The sequence below is a fragment of the Halalkaliarchaeum sp. AArc-CO genome, from assembly GCF_024972735.1.
GTDB lineage: Archaea > Halobacteriota > Halobacteria > Halobacteriales > Haloferacaceae > Halalkaliarchaeum.
On the sequence record NZ_CP087723.1, the window covers coordinates 2,455,034 to 2,475,080 of the forward strand.

At 64.9% G+C, this 20,047-nt stretch carries 17 protein-coding genes and 1 tRNA gene; 11 read left to right on the forward strand and 7 right to left on the reverse strand.

The features are described from left to right. Positions 1-1,017: a 50S ribosomal protein L3 gene (locus tag AArcCO_RS12875; protein ID WP_259533911.1), complete on the reverse strand. Its 1,017-nt coding sequence runs from the start codon at positions 1,015-1,017 to the stop codon at positions 1-3. Positions 1,018-1,021: 4 nt separating this feature from the next. Next, complete coding sequence (locus tag AArcCO_RS12880; RefSeq protein WP_259533912.1) at positions 1,022-1,891, reverse strand: putative RNA uridine N3 methyltransferase; 870 nt, start codon at positions 1,889-1,891, stop codon at positions 1,022-1,024. A gap of 235 nt (positions 1,892-2,126) precedes the next feature. Between AArcCO_RS12880 and AArcCO_RS12885 the strand changes: the two genes are divergently transcribed. The 6 genes from AArcCO_RS12885 (at position 2,127) to AArcCO_RS12910 (ending at position 7,718) form a co-directional block, all read left to right on the forward strand. Further along, positions 2,127-3,338: an MFS transporter gene (locus AArcCO_RS12885; protein ID WP_259533913.1), complete on the forward strand. Its 1,212-nt coding sequence runs from the start codon at positions 2,127-2,129 to the stop codon at positions 3,336-3,338. Positions 3,339-3,569: 231 nt separating this feature from the next. After that, a tRNA-Gly gene (locus AArcCO_RS12890) sits at positions 3,570-3,640 on the forward strand. Between the two features lie 742 nt (positions 3,641-4,382). Then, positions 4,383-5,300 carry an ABC transporter substrate-binding protein gene (locus AArcCO_RS12895; protein ID WP_259533914.1) on the forward strand — a complete coding sequence of 306 codons (918 nt, stop codon included), beginning with the start codon at positions 4,383-4,385 and terminating at the stop codon, positions 5,298-5,300. Between the two features lie 27 nt (positions 5,301-5,327). Then, the gene (locus tag AArcCO_RS12900) at positions 5,328-6,068 is read left to right on the forward strand and encodes an ABC transporter permease (RefSeq protein WP_259533915.1); all 741 of its coding nucleotides are present in this window, start codon (positions 5,328-5,330) and stop codon (positions 6,066-6,068) included. Further along, positions 6,065-6,877 (forward strand): amino acid ABC transporter ATP-binding protein, encoded by an 813-nt coding sequence (locus AArcCO_RS12905; protein WP_259533916.1) that lies wholly within the window; start codon positions 6,065-6,067, stop codon positions 6,875-6,877. The genes AArcCO_RS12900 and AArcCO_RS12905 overlap by 4 nt, the downstream gene beginning before the upstream one ends. A 64-nt stretch (positions 6,878-6,941) precedes the next feature. Next, positions 6,942-7,718: a LysR family transcriptional regulator gene (locus AArcCO_RS12910; protein ID WP_259533917.1), complete on the forward strand. Its 777-nt coding sequence runs from the start codon at positions 6,942-6,944 to the stop codon at positions 7,716-7,718. Between the two features lie 8 nt (positions 7,719-7,726). Here AArcCO_RS12910 and AArcCO_RS12915 read toward each other — a convergent pair whose 3' ends face one another. Further along, positions 7,727-9,358 (reverse strand): amidohydrolase, encoded by a 1,632-nt coding sequence (locus tag AArcCO_RS12915; protein ID WP_259533918.1) that lies wholly within the window; start codon positions 9,356-9,358, stop codon positions 7,727-7,729. Between the two features lie 128 nt (positions 9,359-9,486). Between AArcCO_RS12915 and AArcCO_RS12920 the strand changes: the two genes are divergently transcribed. Further along, positions 9,487-10,614 carry a tRNA (guanine(26)-N(2))-dimethyltransferase gene (locus AArcCO_RS12920; protein WP_259533919.1) on the forward strand — a complete coding sequence of 376 codons (1,128 nt, stop codon included), beginning with the start codon at positions 9,487-9,489 and terminating at the stop codon, positions 10,612-10,614. A gap of 22 nt (positions 10,615-10,636) precedes the next feature. On the opposite strand, the gene AArcCO_RS12925 is transcribed toward AArcCO_RS12920, so the two are convergent. Next, positions 10,637-11,314 carry an HAD-IIB family hydrolase gene (locus AArcCO_RS12925; RefSeq protein ID WP_259533920.1) on the reverse strand — a complete coding sequence of 226 codons (678 nt, stop codon included), beginning with the start codon at positions 11,312-11,314 and terminating at the stop codon, positions 10,637-10,639. A gap of 81 nt (positions 11,315-11,395) precedes the next feature. On the opposite strand from AArcCO_RS12925, the gene AArcCO_RS12930 reads away from it, so the two are divergent. From AArcCO_RS12930 to AArcCO_RS12945, 4 genes are all read left to right on the forward strand, one after another. Continuing rightward, positions 11,396-12,370, forward strand: a complete 975-nt coding sequence (locus AArcCO_RS12930) for a sensor histidine kinase (protein ID WP_259533921.1) — start codon at positions 11,396-11,398, stop codon at positions 12,368-12,370. Between the two features lie 152 nt (positions 12,371-12,522). Continuing rightward, positions 12,523-14,169 (forward strand): thermosome subunit alpha, encoded by a 1,647-nt coding sequence (gene thsA / locus AArcCO_RS12935; RefSeq protein ID WP_259536440.1) that lies wholly within the window; start codon positions 12,523-12,525, stop codon positions 14,167-14,169. A 192-nt stretch (positions 14,170-14,361) separates the two neighbouring features. Beyond that, a complete protein-coding gene (locus AArcCO_RS12940) occupies positions 14,362-15,174 on the forward strand; it encodes an alpha/beta fold hydrolase (protein ID WP_259533922.1) in 813 nt (270 codons plus the stop codon). 86 nt (positions 15,175-15,260) lie between these two features. Next, the gene (locus AArcCO_RS12945; protein ID WP_259533923.1) at positions 15,261-15,500 is read left to right on the forward strand and encodes a CDGSH iron-sulfur domain-containing protein; all 240 of its coding nucleotides are present in this window, start codon (positions 15,261-15,263) and stop codon (positions 15,498-15,500) included. Positions 15,501-15,523: 23 nt separating this feature from the next. Here AArcCO_RS12945 and AArcCO_RS12950 read toward each other — a convergent pair whose 3' ends face one another. The 3 genes from AArcCO_RS12950 to AArcCO_RS12960 all read right to left on the reverse strand — a co-directional run bounded on the left by AArcCO_RS12950 (position 15,524) and on the right by AArcCO_RS12960 (position 20,003). Further along, complete coding sequence (locus AArcCO_RS12950; RefSeq protein WP_259533924.1) at positions 15,524-16,618, reverse strand: DNA topoisomerase IV subunit A; 1,095 nt, start codon at positions 16,616-16,618, stop codon at positions 15,524-15,526. Positions 16,619-16,631: 13 nt separating this feature from the next. Then, a complete protein-coding gene (locus AArcCO_RS12955; protein ID WP_259533925.1) occupies positions 16,632-19,124 on the reverse strand; it encodes a DNA topoisomerase VI subunit B in 2,493 nt (830 codons plus the stop codon). 102 nt (positions 19,125-19,226) lie between these two features. Beyond that, on the reverse strand, positions 19,227-20,003 hold the full coding sequence (locus AArcCO_RS12960) for a ZIP family metal transporter (protein ID WP_259533926.1): 777 nt from the start codon (positions 20,001-20,003) through the stop codon (positions 19,227-19,229). Positions 20,004-20,047 lie beyond the last annotated feature (44 nt).

Below are 20,047 nucleotides of genomic sequence, written 5' to 3' on the forward strand. Positions count from 1 at the left end.
TCACCCCTGATTCGACGCGGTCGAGACGTACCGCACCTCGGGGTCGAGGCGCGGCTGGTCGTTCGGCCGGATGGCCGGGCGGAACCGCAGCAGCCGCTTGTTCGGTCCGGGCAGTGAGCCCTTCACCAGCGCGTACGGGCCGTCGACCTCGCCGTAGTTGACGAAGCCGCCCTCGGGCGTCGCATCGCCGTCCTCGCCGACGGAGATGAGCCGCTTGTTCAGTTCTGTGCGCTGGTGGTAACCGGTCTGTCCCTGCTGGGGAACGGTCGAACGCACGCGGGAGGGGTTCCACGGACCGAGGTTGCCGATCCGGCGCCGCCATCCCTGGCGGGCGTGTTTGCCCTTCCGCTTTTGAACGCCCCACCGCTTTACGGGGCCTTGCGTTCCTTTCCCCTTCGTGACGCCCGAAGCGTCGAGGTACTCTCCCTCGCGGAACACGTCCGTGAAGTCGTGTTCCCCGCCGTCTTCGAGCAATCCGAGCGCGAAGTCGGCGCGCTCCTCGAGGGAGCCGCCGCCGACGCGCGTCTCCATGACGTCCGGCTTCTTCTTGGGGACGTTCGCGAGGTCCGAGGGAACGGTGTGGGTGATCATCCGGAGATCGTCGACGCTGCCCTCCGCGAGCAGCTCCCGCAGCGCCTCGGCGTCCTCGTCGAACGTGTCTTCCGCCGGGAGATCGAGCGTCCGGTCGAGTTCCTCGTGGAACTCGCTGGCCCAGACTTCGGTCACCGGCTTCTTTCCGTACGGCGTCTCTTCGTAGGCCCGCACTGCGACGGCCCGCATCGGTGGGGTCTCGACGACCGTCACCGGAACGGACTGCTCCATCCCCTCTCGCGGGGAGTTGGCCTCGTCGTTGATCATCACGACGTGGGTCATCCCGGCCTTGTAGCCGGCGAAGCCCTGCAGGGCAGGTGAGCCGTCGTCGTCGGGCCACGAGCGGATGCGCGGCACTTCAGAGACCGCACGCTTCCGCGGGCTGAAGCCCAGCGAGCCTTTGCGTGGTCTGTTTGGTTGTGGCATGTGTTCACTCCGTGAGTGTGAGCTGTGCGAGGGTGGCGAACAGTGCTTCCTCCGTCCGCACGACCTCGCTCGCCTGTCGTGGGATCGTGTTCGACCAGAGGTCGAACCCACGGCCGGGTTCGACTGTCCCCTCGACGGTGCGATCCACACCGGAGTCCGCCTCCGGGGGGATCTCGTCGGGGGTGATCCCGAGTATTTCCGGAAGCCCGCGCCCGGGCGAGCCGAAGGCGACGGTGAACCCGTCTTGGAGCTTCGGCGCGAGCGTCGCCAGCCGCGAGATGGTCGTCGGTCGACCGTGTCTCGAGGTGGCGATCCGCGGCTTCGGCCCGCGGGCGAGTGCTTCCGACAGGTCCGTGGAAACCACCTGAAAGCCCACCTCGGGCTTTTCGGTGATCCGGGCACGGACCGGCTCTCTCGAATCGATTCTGATGGTGACGCGCTCTCCCTCCTCGAGTTCCATTCCGGTGGGAACGAGGAGCGAGATCGGGTGTTGCAGTTCGCAATTGACCCGAACGCGACCTTCAGGTCCGACCTCAGTCACGATTCCCTGTGTTGACGACTCGGATCCGTTCGGATCCGAGCCGGCCTCCGACGGAAGCCGAAGCGGCGGGAGTACGCCGGCGTACTGCAACTCGTCGCGTTGTCCCCAGAGATCCGTTCGGAGTTCCGGGGGCGTCGCGGCGTACCGCAGCACGGTTTCGACGAACTCGCCACCGAGGTGGCGTTCGCCTTCCCGGTCCGGGAAGACGACCAGCCTTCTCGCCCCGTACACCGCCGCCGCGCGGGCGACGGTGCCGAGCTTGCGAGTTGCCTCGCGTTTGTCCTCGGCTTCGCGGACGAGCGAGGACGGCACCAGGATGTGGATACCGTCCATGGCTTCCGTCACGAGACTGTACAGGTCTTACCGAACCAGGACCTAAAAGGATAGCGAATCCGTTCCGGGCTGAAAAGGGTTCACACGCCGCCAACGGGCGAAATTCGATTCGAATCGACGGCGGTTCCATCGACCGAAGCGAAGCCAATCCTTCGACGAGCGATCGACGGACGTCCGAAGGTGAGCGACGAATCCCGGAAGAGTGATACGTGTATTCCTAGTTTGTTCGCTGGAAATGATCGAGTACAGACGCGGCGATACGTCGTTCGTTGTCGCCGTCGTCTCGATCGCTCACTTTTTTTCACACGTCTTTTTGCTGGCGTATCCTCCGTTGTTTCCGTTACTCGCGGCAGAATTTAGCGTCACTACAGCACAGCTTGGCTTGCTGGTGACCGCAATATACGTCCCGCAACTCCTCTTTCAGCTTCCGCTCGGCGAGGTCGTCGACAGGGTCGGTGCAAAGTGGATACTCGTCTCGGGGCTCGTAGTCACCTCTCTCAGTATCGGTGGGTCCGGGCTTGCAACGTCCTACTGGATGCTGCTCGCTTTTGCGTTCGTGTCCGGTATCGGGCAATCTGTGTTCCATCCAGCGGATTACGCGCTCCTCGAGACAGTCACCACAGCAGAGAACGAAGGGAAAGGGTTCAGCGCCCACACGTTCGGCGGTTACGCGGGGTTTGCGGCAGCACCGCTCGTGATCGGGAGCATTGGGATTACACTCGGCTGGCAAATCGCACTCGTTACTGTCGGTGTCGTCGGATTCATCGTCGCGATCGCAATTTCCCTGACGACCGAGTCGGTCCACGCGCGGCGAATCGAATCGATTTCCGGCCGAGCCGACCGAACCGGCCGCACATTGCGCCAGATGGTTACGTTCGTCAAACAAAGAGATCTCCTCTTCGTGTTCGGATTCTATCTAGTGAGTATGATGGCGCTTGTCGGACTGCAGTCGTTCACGACGGTGCTGGCTGTCTACGGCTATGGGTTCACCGAATCAGCGGCAAACACACTACTGACAGTTCATCTCACCTGTACGGCCATCGGCGTCGTCGTGGGTGGGCCACTTGCCGACCGAGCGTCGTTTCGGTGGATCGTGGTCTGGATGTTCGTTCTGTCTGCAGTCGGGGTCGGCGGACTCGTCGTGAGTGCCCCGGGAGCGAGCTTCACCTTCGCGCTGTTGTTGCTTGCGATAATTGGGTTCCTGTTCGGGCTCGCGTTACCGTCGCGCGACAAGTTCGCAAACAGCGTCGTCGACCCCGACGCGGTCGGAACGAGCTTCGGTTTCTTTTTCACTGGCCTCTCGTTGGGCGCCGTCGTTAGTCCCGCACTGCTGGGTGTAATCATCGACCTCTGGACGGCTCCGATCGCGTTCGTCGTTGTAGGACTCTTACTTCTTGTCGCTGCCCTGATCGTCGTCGTGGCAACGTACACAACTGCGCAAACGTGATCGCAACGGACTCTGCCCGAAGAACTGTTCACCGTGCCCAGTGCCCGCGACTCTGTTGACATCCTCTCCGCCCTGAAGGGCGAGGTTTTAGTCTTGCAACTTCCATAATGAGAGCAAGTAGCGTTGGAAAAACGTGCGAACGTACCCCACGCCCGATAGCGATTCGATCCCGTTTTCGGAAGCCTTAAGAGGACGCTTCCTATTACTTTCGGATGCGAAGAAGAGCGGTGCGCGCTGGTAGTGTAGTGGTATCACGTGACCTTGCCATGGTCGCAACCGGGGTTCAAATCCCCGCCAGCGCATTTTTCCGAGGGAACCGAGGAAAATCGCGTAGCGGGATTTGAACCCTACCAGTCGCGCGCAGCGAACGGAGTGAGCGAGCACGTCTGGTTCCGGTTCAAATCCCCGCCAGCGCACTTCTCTCGATCACAACACTGCGAGCGACTCGCGTCGCGATGTCGCGAGCAACACGTGATCGAGTGAATCGATATCTGCGAGGGATTTGAAGTAGACGAGTCGCAGCCCGGAACGGCGAGCGCAGCGAGCCGCAAGCCCGGACCGTCTCGGCGTAGTTCAAATCCCCGCCAGCGCACTTCTCTCGATCACAACACTGCGAGCGACTCGCGTCGCGATGTCGCGAGCAACACGTGATCGAGTGAATCGATATCTGCGAGGGATTTGAACCCGGAGAGTCGCAGCCCGCGCAGCGACCGGAGGGAGCGAGCAGGAACGTCTCTACTCGGTTCAAATCCCCGCCAGCGCACTTCTCTCGATCACAACACTGCGAGCGACTCGCGTCGCGATGTCGCGAGCAACACGTGATCGAGTGAATCGATATCTGCGAGGGATTTGAAGTAGACGAGTCGCAGCCCGCGCAGCGACCGGAGGGAGCGAGCAGGAACGTCTCTACTCGGTTCAAATCCCCGCCAGCGCACATCTCTCGATCACAAAGTCACCCTCCAGGGGAGCACTGAAGTAACTGATATTGGTTAATTAATATAGTTACTACTAAGTATGTGTCCAGTAGTGGTTGTATCGTAGACGATGCAACGAAGAACGTTCCTCGCAACAGCGGCAGGCGGAATGGCTACAGCACTCGCCGGGTGTACGGACAACAGCGACGGGAACGAGAGTCACGACGCCGAAATTCTAGACGAAACACTCACTCTCACCACCACGACGAGTACTTACGACACGGGGTTGCTCGACGAGATAAATGTCGCATTCCAGGAGCGCTACGGCGCACGTGTCGAGGCCGTCGCCCAGGGGACAGGTGCCGCCCTCGAGACGGCACGGAACGGCGACTCCGACGTCGTAATGGTTCACGCGCGAGAGTTGGAAGACGAGTTCATACGGGGCGGATACGGCGTGAACCGACGAGATCTGATGTTCAACGACTTCGTCGTCGTCGGCCCGGACGACGACCCCGCCGGAATCGACGGTATGGACGAAGTGACGACAGCGTTCGAAACGATTGCGGACACGGAATCGGTCTTCGTCTCCAGGGGAGACAACTCCGGTACTCACGCAAAAGAACTCTCGATCTGGGACGAATCCCCGACCGAACCGGGTGGCGAGTGGTATCGCGAAGCCGGATCGGGGATGGGCGAAGTGCTGAACCAGGCGAGCCAGAGCGGCGCGTACGCCCTGGCGGATCGGGGGACGTTCATCTCGATGCAGGCGGAGATCGAGCTGGACATCAGGGTCGAGGGGCCGATCGAAGGAGGGCCAGAACTGCTCGAAAACCCCTACGGGATCGTGGCCGTCAATCCGGGCGTTCACGACCACGTCAACTACGATCTCGCCATGGCGTACATCGGATTCCTGACATCCCTGGAAGGCCAGCAACTCATCGAAGAGTACACTGTCGAGGGAGAACAGCTGTTCTTCCCCGAAGCGGTTTCAGACGATCCCAACTTCCAACAGTACGTACCGGAAGACTGGAGTTCGACGACCGACTGACTGGAGAACGGACCAGCGAACCAACCCATGATAGGAGCATCGGCGGCGTTACCCCCCTTCGCGGCGGCGCTGGAGGCCGGCTGGAGCGTACTGTTCGTCGATTTTCCGTTCGAGCGTCACTACGTCGAGAGCATCATCTACGTCTCGCTGTACGTGAGTCTCACCGCGGTGGTGTTGAGCACGCTGTTTAGCCTTCCAGTGGCCATGCTCGTCGGGTTCTCCGACTTTCCAGGGAAGGGATTCGTGGTCGCAGTCATCAACACGGGAATGGGGTTCCCGAGCGTCGTGGTCGGGCTGGTCGTCCTGTTTGCCGTCTCCAGTCAGGGACCGCTGGGAGCGTTCGATCTGGTGTTTACCAGAGAAGCGATGATCATGTCCCAGTTCGTGCTCGCCACGCCGGTGATAACGGGTGTGAGCCTCGCAGCGGTCACGAGCGTCGAGCAAGGGGTCCGTGACGCCGCGTACGCGATGGGCGGAACCCGCCTCGACGTTGCGCTCGTCACGATCAAGGAAGCTCGATACGGCATCGTCACAGGCATACTTGCAGGGTTGGGGCGGGCCATAAGCGAAGTCGGTTCAGTGTTGATCGTCGGCGGCAACATCGCGGGCCCAGAAGGACACTCTGTCACCCGCACACTCACGACGGCAATCCAGCTCGAGGCCCGCCAGGGCCGGTTCGAACTCGCCTTGATCCTGGGAGCGATCCTAGTCACGCTCGTGTTACTCATCAACGGCGTCGTCCTCCGCCTGGGGGGTGGCCGGATATGAGCGACTCGACGGCCCGGATCGACCGACAGCCGTCTACAACAGCAGACGGGATCGCCGTCGCAGGCGTGAGTCACGGCTTCGATGGCGAGGCCGTGCTCGAAGACGTCACTGTCTCGGTGAACCCGGGAGAGGTGCTCGCGATCATCGGCCCGTCCGGTACCGGAAAGACCACCCTGTTGCGGCTGCTGGCGCTCTTCGACCGACCCGACGTCGGGTCGATTCACCTCGACGGGACAGACGTCTGGGCCCAATCCGAACGGGATCGTCTCGCGGCCCGACGGCGAATCGGAATGGTGTTTCAGGAGCCGAACCTCTTCGACGCCTCGGTTCGTCGGAACGTGAGCTACGGACTGCAGATCCGGCGCGACTGGGATGACCGACTGAATCAGTGGTTTTCGCGTCTCATCGGCAAGAAAAACGGCACAGTGGCGACCGAAGCGCTCGAAATCGTCGGGCTCGAGGAGGCGGCTACGCAGGACGCGTCCTCGCTGTCCGGCGGGGAGGCCCAGCGCGTCGCGTTCGCCCGGGCACTGGCGTACGATCCGGATTTCCTGCTCCTGGATGAACCGACCTCGGACCTCGATCCCCGCAACACCGCTGTCCTCGAGGAGGCGATCGAGACCGCCCGCGACCAGGGCCTGGGCGTCGCGATCGCCACCCACGACATGAACCAGGCCGAACGCGTCGCCGACCGGGTGGCGGTGATGCTGCAGGGTCGGCTCATCGAGGTCGGGCCGACCGACCGCGTCTTTACAGATCCAGACGACCGACGAGTGCAGAAATTCATCGACGGGGAGCTCGTGTACTGACTGGCAGGACGGTCCGCCTGCAGCAGGCGAACCGACTAACTACGCCGGAGTCAAAACAGACCGTATGGACGAGAGTCCGGCCGGCCGAGCGAAGGCAACGCTCGCTGAAGGCGACGTCGAGTTCGACACGCGCGATGCAGTGCTATTGCGGATGATCCACCGGACTGGGTCGGTCGCAGCTGCAGCGACGGAGTTGGGGCGCTCCCGGGCACGAGCGCTCAGTCGAATCGAAGCTCTCGAAGCGGCGTTCGGTCCGCTCGTCGAACGCCGGCGGGGAGGCTCGGGCGGCGGGGGAAGCCGGCTGACCGGAACCGGTCGCCGCCTGCTCGATCGCTACGACCGCCTCTCGGCAGCGGTCTCGGCGACGGCAACCGTACCCGAAACAGTGCTGTCCGGCGTCGTTCGCGAAATCGACGGCGAAATGGCGACGCTCGAAACCGACGTCGGGCGGTTTCGGGGCCTCCACGAGGGGGTAGCAGTCGGCGACGACGCCCACATCCGGATCGGCGCGGACGCGGTGACGCTCCACGAATCAGGGGCGGTGCCGGAGCCGGACGCCACCAGCGCCCGCAACCGGCTCGAGGGGGTCGTCGCCGGCGTCGACTCCGGGGAGACAGTGTTCACGGTCCGGATCGACGTTCCAGGAGAACGCGACGGCGGAAGCGACGGTGGGAGTGACAGTGGGAGTGACGGCGACGATATCACGTTCCGAGCATTACTCACGAAAGACAGCGCACGCCGACTCGACGTCGAGTCGGGTTGTGAGGTTGCGCTCACCTGGAAGGCGACAGCCACGCGGGTCATCCAAGGCGTGAGTGGCAATCCCACGAGGTCGGAGTAGCCTCGAACTCACAGTCTGGACGCGTCGCCCCGGCCGTCGTACACGATCTCCCCGTCGACGATCGTCATCGCCACGTCGATCTCCCGGATCCGGTCGGGCGATTCCCAGGGCGATTCGGCGAGCACAGTCAGGTCCGCACACGTACCGGGTTCGATCGTCCCGAGCCGGTCCTCGTCGAAGCCGGCGTAGGCTGCCCCGTGCGTGTACGCCCTGATCGCCTCCGTCACCGACAGCCGCTGGCTCTCGGCGGGGGCATTCACCGCCCAGTGGATCCCGACGAGCGGCCCGAGCGGCATCCCGTCGCTACCGAACGCCAGCGGCGCGCCCGCATCGCGCAGTTTGGAGAGGCGGTTCGTCCGGGGGCGACGGTCGCCGAGCCGGGATTCGTACAGCCCCCCGGACACCGCCCACTTGTGGAAATTCGGCTGCATGGATGCGACGACGCCCAGCTCGCCGAACCGATCGATCGCCTCGTCAGTCGCGAGTTCGACGTGTTCGATCCGGTGTCTGGACGCCCCCGGATCCGTCGCGTGCTCCTCGAAGACGTCGAGCGTCGCGTCGATCGCCTCGTCGCCGATGGCGTGGACAGTCAACTGGAAGCCGGCGTCGTCGGCCCGCTCGACCAGCGTCGACAGCTCCGCGGGTGAAACGACCCACTGTCCGGTGCCGTCGCCGTCGTCGTACGGCGCCGACAGCTTCGCGGTGCGACCGCCGATCGAACCGTCTGTAAACGTTTTCACCCCGCCGACCTGCACCCTGTCGCTGCCGTGGTTCGTCCGGAGCCCCAGCTCCGCGAGCGCGTCGAGGTGATCCGACCAGTAGTTGAGTCGCACCCGGATCGGGAGCTCGCCGTCGAGATCCAGATCCCGGTACACCTGCGGGGCGTACGATCGCCGGACCATGTCGTGGACGCCTGTCAGGCCGAGTCCTGCGGCGTGCTCGGTCGCCGCCGAAAGCAGGCTCCGGGTCTCGTCGGGGCCCGGCTCGATCGCGTCGTACACCGGATCGACCGCCTCCTCGACGAGCACGCCTGTGGGCTTCCCCGCTTCGGTCTCGACGTCGTCGTCGGGCATCGACGACCGGAGCCGGTCGAGGACGACCGAGTTTACGGAAGCGACGTGCATGTCCTCCCGGAACGCCGCAACCGGCTGGGTATCCGAAACGGCGTTCAGATCCTCCCGAGTGAGATACCGGGACTCTTCCCAGCTGGATTCGTCGTAGCCGAACCCGAGGATCCAGTCGTCGCCGTCGGTGTCACCTCCATCGCCGTCATCCCCGTCGGGGCTGTCGACGTCGAGCTCCTCGGCCCTGGCTTCGAGCCTGCCGAGCGCTTCCGACGGGCTCCCGGCGTCCGAGAGGTCGGCGTGGACGAGATAGCGACCGGTGGTCGTCATGTGGGTGTGGGCGTCGATCAACCCTGGGACGACCACCGCGCCGCCGAGATCGACGACCGTCGTGTTCGTGCCCGCGAGGAACTCGACGTCGTACGTCGTTCCGAGACGAACGATCTTCCCGTTCCGGATCGCTAGCGCCTCCGGGAGGTCGGCGCCTGGTCCGGCGTGGAATTCGCTCGCGTCAGCTCTCGCAGTAAACGGGTGGATCTCGCCGTTCAGCAGCACGAGATCGGCAGCCTGCGTCATGCGTGCAACGCCGAACGCGGGGCGGTTAACCGTTCGGGAACGCGACGATCGTGACCGGTACGTTCGGGAACGCGACGACCGCGGGGCTGGAGCGTGGCCTTTTATACCCCCGGCGGCCACCTGCGGGTATGCGAATCGAGGAGGGCGGCGTCGAGATCGACGTGACCGACGCCCGGGACGGCGCCAGCGACGGCACCGGCGACGGGGTGTTTTTCAACCCCGAACAGGAGCTCAACCGAGACGTGACCGTCGCGGTTCTCCGGGCGTATCGGAATCGGGACGACCGCGTGGAGTCGTATCTCGATGCAATGGCCGCCTCCGGAATCAGGGGGGTCAGAGCGGCCGCCGAGGGGTACGACGTCACCTGCTGTGACGTCGATACCGACGCCGTCGAACTGGCCCGCGGAAACCTCGACCGGAACGGGCTCGACGGCGAGGTCGTCCGCCGGGACGTGAACGCGCTGCTCCACGACCGCAACCGTGTGTTCGACGTGACCGACCTGGACCCGTACGGAACGCCGATCCCGTTCGCGGACGCCGCGTTCGCCAACACCCGGAATCTGGTGTGTGTCACCGCGACCGACACCGCACCGCTCTGTGGGGCCCACCTCGCCAGCGGGATCCGGAAGTACGGTGCAGTGCCACGGAACACCGACTACCACCCGGAGATGGGCCTCCGAACGCTTCTGTCGGCGCTCGTGCGGACCGCCGCCCGTTACGACCGGGCCGCGACCCCGATCTGCTCGCACGTCTCCCGACATTACGCCCGGACGTATCTCGAACTCGAATCGGGCGCACGCGCGGCCGACAAACTCCTTGAGGAGCTAGGTCACGTCTACCACTGCGAGGACTGCCTCCACCGGGAGGCCGAGCGCGGCTTCCACGCCGACGCTCCCGACTCGTGTTCGGTCTGTGGTAGCGAACGGGTGCTCACGGCCGGCCCCCTGTGGCTCGGCCCGATCCGGGACGCGGAGTTCGTTGTGAGCGTCCGCGATGCGATCACCGACGACATGGGAAAAGCAAAGCGCGCTCGGAAACTCCTGGAGACGGTCGCCTGCGAACTCGAGACGCCGACCCACTACGACCAGCACCGCCTGTGCAAACAGTGGGGCCGGCCGGCGATCGGGATGGACGAGTTCGTCGACCGGCTCCGGGATGCGGGGTTCGAAGCGACGCGAGCGCACTACAGCGGGACGGCGTTCAAGACGGACGCGACGATCCCCGAGATGCGGGACGCGACCGGCGACGACGGATAAACGGACGGCGGACCCGAACCGCTCAGCGGTCTCGTTCGCGAAGTTCCCGCAAAAGCGTCGCCGTACCGTCCATGTACTCTTCGGACACCACCGTGTCGGCAGCGTGCCGGGCGGCCTCGTCGGCGTTGCCGACGGCGTACGACTCGGCGACCAGCTCGAACGTCGAGACGTCGTTTTCGGAGTCGCCAATCGCGACGAACGATTCTGCGGGCACGCCGAGCCGGTCGGCGATCGCCGCCAGCCCCTCGCCCTTGGTCGGTTCCGGCGACTTGAGGTGGTACGCGAACCCGGTGTCGACGACGACGAGTCCGAACTCGTCTGCGACCTCCCGGAGCAGCGCCTCGTCGGCCGAAAGCGACAGCGCGACCTCTGTCTCGCGCCACCGGTTCACCGTCGAGTCGGGCCCCCACTCGAGGCTTCCGCCCCGGTCGGCGTACGCCTCGAGGGCGGCCCACGCCGCCTCCCGGTCGCCCCGGAGGGTGGTCTCGCCGTCGACATGGACGACTCCGCCGTTTTCGGCGACGATCCGCTCTGGAAGTCCCAGGAAGTGACAGAGTGCGATCGGATACGGAAACGCCTTCCCGGTGGCCAAAATCACCGGGGCGTCCCACCCCGGAAGCAGTTCGAAGACGCGGGGATCCAGCCGGCCCGTCGGCGTCGTGAGCGTCCCGTCGATGTCCAGTGCGAGCGGAACAGCCATACTCCAGAGCGGCGTTCCGCCCGGAAAACGCTCCCGATTCTATCCCCCGAATTATTGAGGGAGTAGTCTCTGGGGTACAGTATGTCCACACGCCGGCTGCTCGCCCTGTCCCCGGTGAATATTACGTTCGTGTACCTCGGGTTCGGAATCCTCTGGATCGCAACCACGGACTCCGCCGTCGTGCTTTTCGTCGCCGACCCGGACGTCGCTGCCTTCCTCCAGACGATCAAAGGCTGGGTCTTTGTGGCACTGTCAGCGGGTCTGATCTTCGGACTCACGCGGGTGCGTGAGCGACGGCTCGAACAGTCGGAACAGCGTCTCCGCACCGCCACCGAGCAGATCCAGGTACTCCACCGGGTGCTCCGGCACAACATCCGGAACGACGTCAACGTGATTCACGGCTACGTAGACATGGTTTACGACGAACTGGATACGTCGGAATCGAAAGCAAAACTCGACCACGCCCTCGAGCGTTCCAGACGGATCGCGACGATGAGCGACAAGATCCGGATCCTGGGCGAGCTCGACATCACCGACGAAACCTACGGGACAGTCGATCTCGTTCGGGTAACAGAACGCTGTCTCGAGGAGGCCAGTTTCGAGGACACTCCCGACATCACGGTTACCTCGACTGTTCCCGAACGAGCACCGGTACAGGCGACCCCGGCGATACGACACGGGATCGAAGAACTGCTCGAAAACGCGATCGAACACGCCGACGGCGCCGACGACGCGGTTCGGCTCACGATCGAGATTCGCCGGACCAACGGCGAGATCGAGCTGGTGATCGCGGACGACGGCCCCGGAATCCCGCCGCACGAACTGGCTCCCCTGGAGGCGGAATCGGAGTCTGAACTCCGGCACATGAGCGGCGTCGGACTGTGGATCGCGAAGTGGGTCTGTGAAGTACACGACGGGACGATCGACGTGGAAACCGGGAACGACGGAACCTCCGCGACGCTTCGATTCCATGCAGCGACCGAACCGGTGAGCGTCGAAGCGGCGATCGAACGAGCCAGAGAATCGCTTCCCGATTCAGCGCCAGTTCCGGCGTGAACACTATTTAAACCCTGTGCGTGAAGGAATGACATGGGGCGCTCGACGGGCTGTAGAGTCTCTCCGGCCGACCGCTAACAAAGGATTTATATAGAATCACAAACAATCGGGGAACGACTATGTCTCAGCGACAGCGCATGGGCAACCAGCCCATGATCGTACTTTCCGAGGAGAGCCAGCGGACGTCCGGCAAGGACGCCCAGACGATGAACATCACGGCCGGCAAGGCCGTCGCCGAGTCGGTTCGAACGACCCTCGGCCCGAAAGGGATGGACAAGATGCTCGTCGACTCGACGGGCAGCGTCGTCGTCACGAACGACGGCGTCACCATCCTCAAGGAGATGGACATCGACCACCCGGCGGCGAACATGATCGTCGAGGTCGCCGAGACCCAGGAGGACGAGGTCGGCGACGGGACGACCTCGGCGGTCGTGGTCGCGGGTGAACTCCTCGATCAGGCCGAGGAGCTGCTCGACCAGGACATCCACGCGACGACGCTCGCTCAGGGGTACCGCCAGGCCGCAGAGAAGGCCAAAGAACTGCTCGAAGAGCAGGCCATCGACGTCAGCGAGGACGACCGCGAGGTGCTCACCCAGCTCGCCGCCACGGCGATGACGGGCAAAGGCGCCGAGTCGGCCCGCGACCTGCTGGCCGAACTCGTCGTCGACGCCGTCACCGCGGTCGCCGACGACGACGGGGTCGACACCGACAACGTCTCCGTCGAGAAGGTCGTCGGCGGCTCCATCGACAACTCCGAACTCGTCGAGGGCGTCATCGTCGACAAGGAGCGCGTCGACGAGAACATGCCCTACGCGGTCGAGGACGCGAACGTCGCGCTGTTCGACGGTGCAATCGAGGTCAAGGAGACCGAAATCGACGCCGAAGTCAACGTCACCGACCCCGACCAGCTCCAGAAGTTCCTCGACCAGGAGGAAGAGCAGCTCCGCGAGTACGTCGACAAGCTGGTCGACGTCGGCGCCGACGTCGTCTTCGTCGGCGACGGAATCGACGACATGGCCCAGCACTACCTCGCCCAGGAGGGCATCCTGGCGGTCCGCCGGGTCAAAAGTGACGACTTCCGCCGGCTGGCCCGCGCGACGGGCGGTCAGGTCGTCTCCAACCTCGATGACCTCTCCGAGGAGGACCTCGGCTTCGCCGGCTCCGTCGCCCAGAAGGACGTCGGCGGCGACGAGCGCATCTTCGTCGAGGACGTCGAGGAGGCTCGCTCGGTTACGCTGATCCTCCGGGGCGGCACCGAACACGTCGTCGACGAAGTCGAGCGTGCGATTATCGACAGCCTCGGCGTGGTCCGCACGACTCTCGAGGACGGACAGGTGCTGCCCGGCGGCGGCGCACCCGAGACACAGCTGGCGCTGGACCTGCGTGACTTCGCCGACTCCGTCGGCGGCCGCGAGCAGCTCGCCGTCGAGGCGTTCGCCGACGCGCTGGAGGTCATCCCGCGCACGCTCGCCGAGAACGCCGGCCTCGACCCGATCGACTCGCTGGTCGACCTGCGCGCCCGCCACGACGGCGGCGAACGCGCGGCCGGGCTGGACGCCTACACCGGCGGCGTCATCGACATGCAGGAGGAGGGCGTCGTCGAACCCCTCCGCGTGAAGACTCAGGCGATCGAATCCGCCACCGAGGCGGCCGTGATGATCCTCCGGATCGACGACGTCATCGCTGCGGGCGACCTCCGCGCCTCCGGCGACGACGGCGGCGACGACGATATGCCCGCCGGCGGTGCCGGCGGTATGGGCGGTATGGGCGGTATGGGCGGCATGGGCGGCGCAATGTGAAGTCGGCCACAGCCTGACACCCATCCGACCGCCGGATCGCCGTTCGACCACCGGACCGGCGTCCGATCGCCGCATCCGCTCCGATCTTCGTTTCTTTCGCGTCGGACCATCGACCGAACAGTCCGTCCTCGGCATCCCCGGCACAGTTTCATCTGGCTGATGTTTTTATCCCTGCCACCCCAACTGTCGCACATGGCCGAACACGGCACCTACCTCGTCGGCGATCGCGTGTTCCCGTACTACCGGTTCGGGAGCGGCGACGTTCCGCTCGTCGTGCTTCCGGGGATAAGCGACGCGCTCCGACCGGCTGGCACGTCCACAGTCACCGGCGCGTTGCTCCAGTACGGCATGTTCAGAGCGTACCGCGAGTACGACGTGTGGATCGTCAGTCGACCTCGAGATCTCCCCGGGGAAGCGACGACTCAGTCGATGGCCGACGACTACGCCGCGCTGTTAGATCGGATCGGCGAGGCCCACGTGCTCGGGCTCTCGATGGGCGGACTGATCGCCCAGCATCTCGCGGCGGAGCACCCCGAACAGGTCCGACGGCTGGTGTTGGGGGCCGCGGGCGCCCGTGTCGGTCCAGAGGGGCGGGAGACGCTCGACCGCTGGGCGGCGTGGGGCGGAAAACACCGGTTCCGGGACGTGTACCTCGACGCCGTCGAGGTGTCGTACACTGGGTACCGAAAGCTGCTGTACCCGCCGATCGTGCGAGTGGCGTCCCGGCTGTTGCGCGAGCCCGCGGCGCCGGACGACTTCGTCGTTTCGTGTGCGGCGTGTCGCGACCACGACGGGCGCGAGGCGCTGTCGAAGATCGAGGCGTCGACGCTGGTCGTCGGTGGGAGTCACGACCACTTCTTCCCGGAGTCGACCCTGCGGGAGACTGCCGCCGGGATCGACGGCGCGAAGCTGGCGCTTTTGGGCGGCACCGGCCATGCCGCCTACGAGGAGCGACGCGGCGACTGGGACGCGACCGTCACGGCGTTCCTCACTGACGAGCTGTGATCGGGTGACGGCCGCCGCTCGAACCGATCGCAGCAAATCGATCCCATGTCCACACGTTTACCACGTCACGGAGTCACCTACTTCGCATGGCGCGAGAAGTCACACACACCGAAACCGGACCGCAGCGGCTCGACGAGGACGACATGGGCGACGACGGGGCGATCTTCGTCTGTCGGTGCGGGCTCTCCGCGAACAAGCCGTTCTGTGACGGGTCACACAACGCGACCCGCGACGAAGAGGAGGGCGCGGTGTACAAGTACGAAAACGACGACAGCGACGGCCCTCGAAGGGAAATCGAAGAGATCGTGTTCCGCGACGAAAGCTGAAGGCAGCCGAACGTGAGGGCGCTCTACAAGACGCCCATCTCGTCGAGCCGCTCGGGCAGATACGTGTCGGTAACGAAGTCGAGTCCGCGGGAGGCAAGCGCCTGCTGTTCGGCCTTCTTGTCGATGTCGAGCTGGAGCTGTATCTGTTCCTCCCAGAAGTCGGTCTGGAACCGCGGATCTTCCAGCTCCGACTCCAGGGCGTTTTCGTCCGAGTCAGAAAGAGGGTCCGTGGGAAGATCGTACTCGACGATGTCTTCCGGCCGGATGCCGACGTACTCGGCCTCCGGGGTCGCCAAATACTCCGAGAGGTGTGCCGACTTGATCGAGCCGTACGCCACCGAGCCGTAGATCCGGTAGGACCACGGGTCGCCGTCGGTAAACACCAGCGCCGGGATCCCCTGCTCGTCGTGGAGCCGCTTGATGATTCGACGGGTCGCCCGCGCCGGCTGTCCCTTGAGGTGGACGACCAGACAGTTGTACTCCTCGTCGAAGCCGTTCTCGACCAGCCGGTCGCGCATCCCGCCCGTCTCGACGGCCAGCATGAAGTCGACGTCGTGATCGAGGAATTCGATCGTGTCCGGATTGTTCGGGATCTGGTAGCCCCCCTCGCCGACGTCCTTCTGGCAGTGGATCTCCCGCTCCCCGCGCCGGGTCTGCTCGCGGAGTTCGAGGGGACCCATCAGCGTCGCGCCCGACTCCTCCGGGCGCATGTGGAAGTCCTCGCGGGTCACTTCCGAGACGATTTCGAGGTCCTCGACGAGCTGGTTCGACTCGTCTTGACTCGAGAACTGCGCCTCCTCGTTGTCCCACGATTCCGAGAGGTAGTACAGCTCACGCAGGGTCGAGGAACGCCCCTCTTCGAGCTGGTTTGCGAGGAACTCGATCGTGTAGGCCGCCTTCAGCAGCTTCCGGGCCCCGCGAACCGAATTCGCCGATCGAGTCGACGTTCGGTCGCCGTACACCCACACGCCCTTCTCCTCGTCGTACTCGATGTTGCTTTTCGTCCGAGTGGGCAGTGTCATCTCGGGGATCTGCCCCTCGGCGAACTGGTCGTAAAACTCCGCGGCGAGGGCGATGAGTTCCTCGCGTGCGTCCGCTTGTGAATCCTGTGTGCTCATGTATTATCCGTGATCAGGTGTCGATCGTCAGTTTCTCGGCGTCGATCCCGTCGACGTTGATGTCGAACGTCGCCTCCCCGTCGACGTCGTAGCTGAGCTGTGCCTCCTCGCCGGCGGCGACGTCGACCGTCCAGGTGAGGAAATACTCCCCGTCGACCTCCACTGCCGACGCGCCGTCGCCGATCGAGGAGGGTTTCTGGCTCACGATTTCGGTGATCTCGAGCTCTTCCCCCCGATCAGAGTAGTTCTCGACGTGCAGCGTGACGCTCCCGTTCTCGACGGTCCGTTCGACGCTGACGTTGTTCATGATCCGCGCGAGCGCGCCGTCGATGTTGGGCGGCTCCCGGCCGGTCACCTCCGACACCTTCTGGGCCATCTCCGGGAGGATCCGCCCGAGGACGTCCTGCTTTTCCCGGCGTTTTTGCATCGACCGCCGACGGTTGAGATAGGACTTCAACTCCCGGGACGCCTCCCGGATCGCCAGCTCGATCTCGTCTTCGATCTCCGGGACGTTCGCGATGGCGTCCTTCGACTCGCTGGTAAAGGGAACGTTCGTCGACGCGACGTGGACCATGATCACCGCCGGCCCATTGGGGACGCCGCTGCCGCCGGGCTGGTCGAGCCCGTAGTTGCGCCAGCCGATCCGTTTCACGACGTCGGTGGTCGCACACGCCCCGCGCTGGTAGACCAGCGGAACCCGGTTAGCGAACCGGAGCACGTCGGCGTTCCCCTCTGCGGGCAAGGCCCCGCCGTAGGCGATCCCGGCCTCGACGATGAACGGATCGCCGCCGTGTACCTCGGCGTCGCGGGTCGCCGCCGCATAGAAGTCGGCGTCGAACTCCTTGCGGAGCCCCGCCTCGACGAGTTCGGCGGTGATCGGCGCCAGACAGTCCGTCGGCGGCGCGAGGATGTCCGTCTCCCGCATCGCCTCGAGCAGGTCTCTGGCGGCATTTCGTTCGTCGGCAACGACCTTCACCTTCGGCGGATCGTCCGGGACGGTCGCCATCGTCGCCCACAACGTCTCGGTGACGTTCTCCCGAGCGGTCTCGCCGACCGTTGCGCCGTCGTACTCCATCGTCGCCTCCGCGGCGTCGTCGACGTACGTCCGGAGCCCCTCGCGAGTGACACGGTGGCGCTCGTCCCCGGACGCGAACTTCCGGGCGATCCGCCGGGCCAGCGCCTCTACGGTGGCGTCGTCCTTCCGCTCGCTGGTCGCCTCGTCCACCAGGGCGTACAGGTCGGCTGTGAGCCGACCCCGGTCCGATCCACCGGCGCTGGCACCGCCCGCCCCGTCTCCGGCGCTGACGTCCCCCCGGTCGACCTCGTCGGCCTCCGGATCGTCGAGCCCCTCGTCGGTGATCTCGTTCCAGGCGGCGTCGAGCGCCTTCTCCCGGACCGTTTCACCGAACGTCTTTCCGGTCTCGTCTTCGATCGCCTCGGCGGCCTGTTCGATCAGGCTCCGGAGCTGGAAATGCGTCACCCGGTCGCGATCGGCCAGCGCGTCAGTGACCCGTTCGGCGAACGCTGCGGTCGCCTCCTTGCCCTTGTTGGCGACCGCCTCCTCGAGAGCCGCCCCGACGTCGGCGTCCTCGTGGGGCCGGGGCGGCGTCCAGGACATCTCGCGGCCGTAGTGTCGGTCCCGGAACGCGGCCACGATGCTGTCTGTCGTCTTTCCGCCCACTCTTGTGAACTCCGACTGGAGAAAACCCGACACCGAGTAGGAGTCGGTTGCTTCCAGCATCTTGATGAGCGTCCCGAGCTCGACGCCGTGGGGGTGTGGGCGGATCTCCTTGGTCTCGGCGGGGAGCTGGTCGGTCGCGCGCTCGAACTTCAGCGGCTCGTCGAGTTTGGGCTCCCGGAGCTCGATCCGGGCGTGGGGGTTGACCACCGCAGTGTGTTTGATGTACTGGTGGAGCTGGGACCGGGCGCGCATGTTCGCCTCCATCTCGAGTTCGATCCGCGTGCCATGCGGGCGGTCCCAGCTGGTGGTTTTCGCCTCCTTGATCTCCGGCTCGTTGTCGTCGGTGTCGATGATCAACTCGACGTACTCCGCCTCCGAGGCCCCTTTCGGTCGAGACGTGATCTTCGCGGGCTCCCCGGAGGTGAGCTGGGAGTACAGGACGGCCGCGGAGATTCCAATCCCCTGCTGACCGCGCGACTGAGCCCGGATGTGGAACCGGGAGCCGTACAGGAGTTTTCCGAATACTTTCGGCATCTCCTCTCTGGTGATCCCGGGCCCGTTGTCCTCGATCACGAGACGGTAGTAGTCGCCGACATCTTCGATCTCGACGTAGATGTCGGGGAGGATTCCTGCCTCCTCTCCAGCGTCGAGAGCGTTATCTACACCCTCTTTTACCGCTGTAACAAGTCCTCGGGCCCCCGAATCGAACCCGAGCATGTGCTTGTTCTTCTCGAAGAACTCGGCGATGGAGATCTGCCGCTGGCCCTCGGCCAGCTCCTCGGCGATCCCGGCATCCTCGCCGAGCGTCGACTGGAAGGACGTCATTCGTGTGCCCGCCCCTTCCCCGCCGGAACGTAAAACCTCTCCGCCATCGCGGTGAAAGTGAACCGAACCCCGGGACTGCGCCCGCCCGACGACTCCCTTCGGTCAAGTGACGACCACGGTGTCGACGATGACGATCAACGCGAAGCCAACGAGGAACGCGGCGGTCGCGGCGTCCGCGTAGCCGTGGCCGTGGCTCGACGGGATCATCTCCCGGAAGACGACCGCGAGCATCGCGCCGGCGGCGACCCCAGCTGCGAAGGGGAACAGTCCCTCGAAGAGGGCGACGAACAGGAAGCCGGCGACGGCGGCCGCGACCTGTGGAACGACTCCCGACAGCGTCGTGTACGCGAGCAGTTTACTCCTGGAGATTCCCGTTTCGCCGAACGGCACGGCGAAGGCAAACCCGTCCGGGACGTTCTGTATCGCGATCACGATCGCGAGCACCAGCGCAACCTCCTCGAGCCCGGAGGCGTACCCGACCCCGATCGCCAGCCCCTCCGGGGCGTTGTGCAGCGTGATCGCCGCCCCGACGAGCACCGCCCGCCGAATCGTCGGCGTCAGTGCCGCCTCGTCGGCGCCGCCCTCCCCGACGAGCCCCCGGTACTGGGCGTGGAAGTGTGGAATCAACCTGTTTGCGACCAGCAGGAACGCCCCGCCGGCGAACACGCCGGCGACGACGACCGGCAGCGATCCTTCTTCCATCCCCGGGACGATGAGGCCGAAGACGCTGGCGGCGACCATCACTCCGGCGGCGAGCCCCAACGCGGCGTCGTAGGTCCGGTGGCTCACATCCGTTCGAAAGAAGACGGGGAGCGCACCCACACCCGTCGCCGCGCCGGCGAGAAACGTCACGAGGATCACCGTACCGAGGTCCGTCATTCGAGTCGGTTGCGGGTTCTACTCCCATTCATATAAAAGGCAAC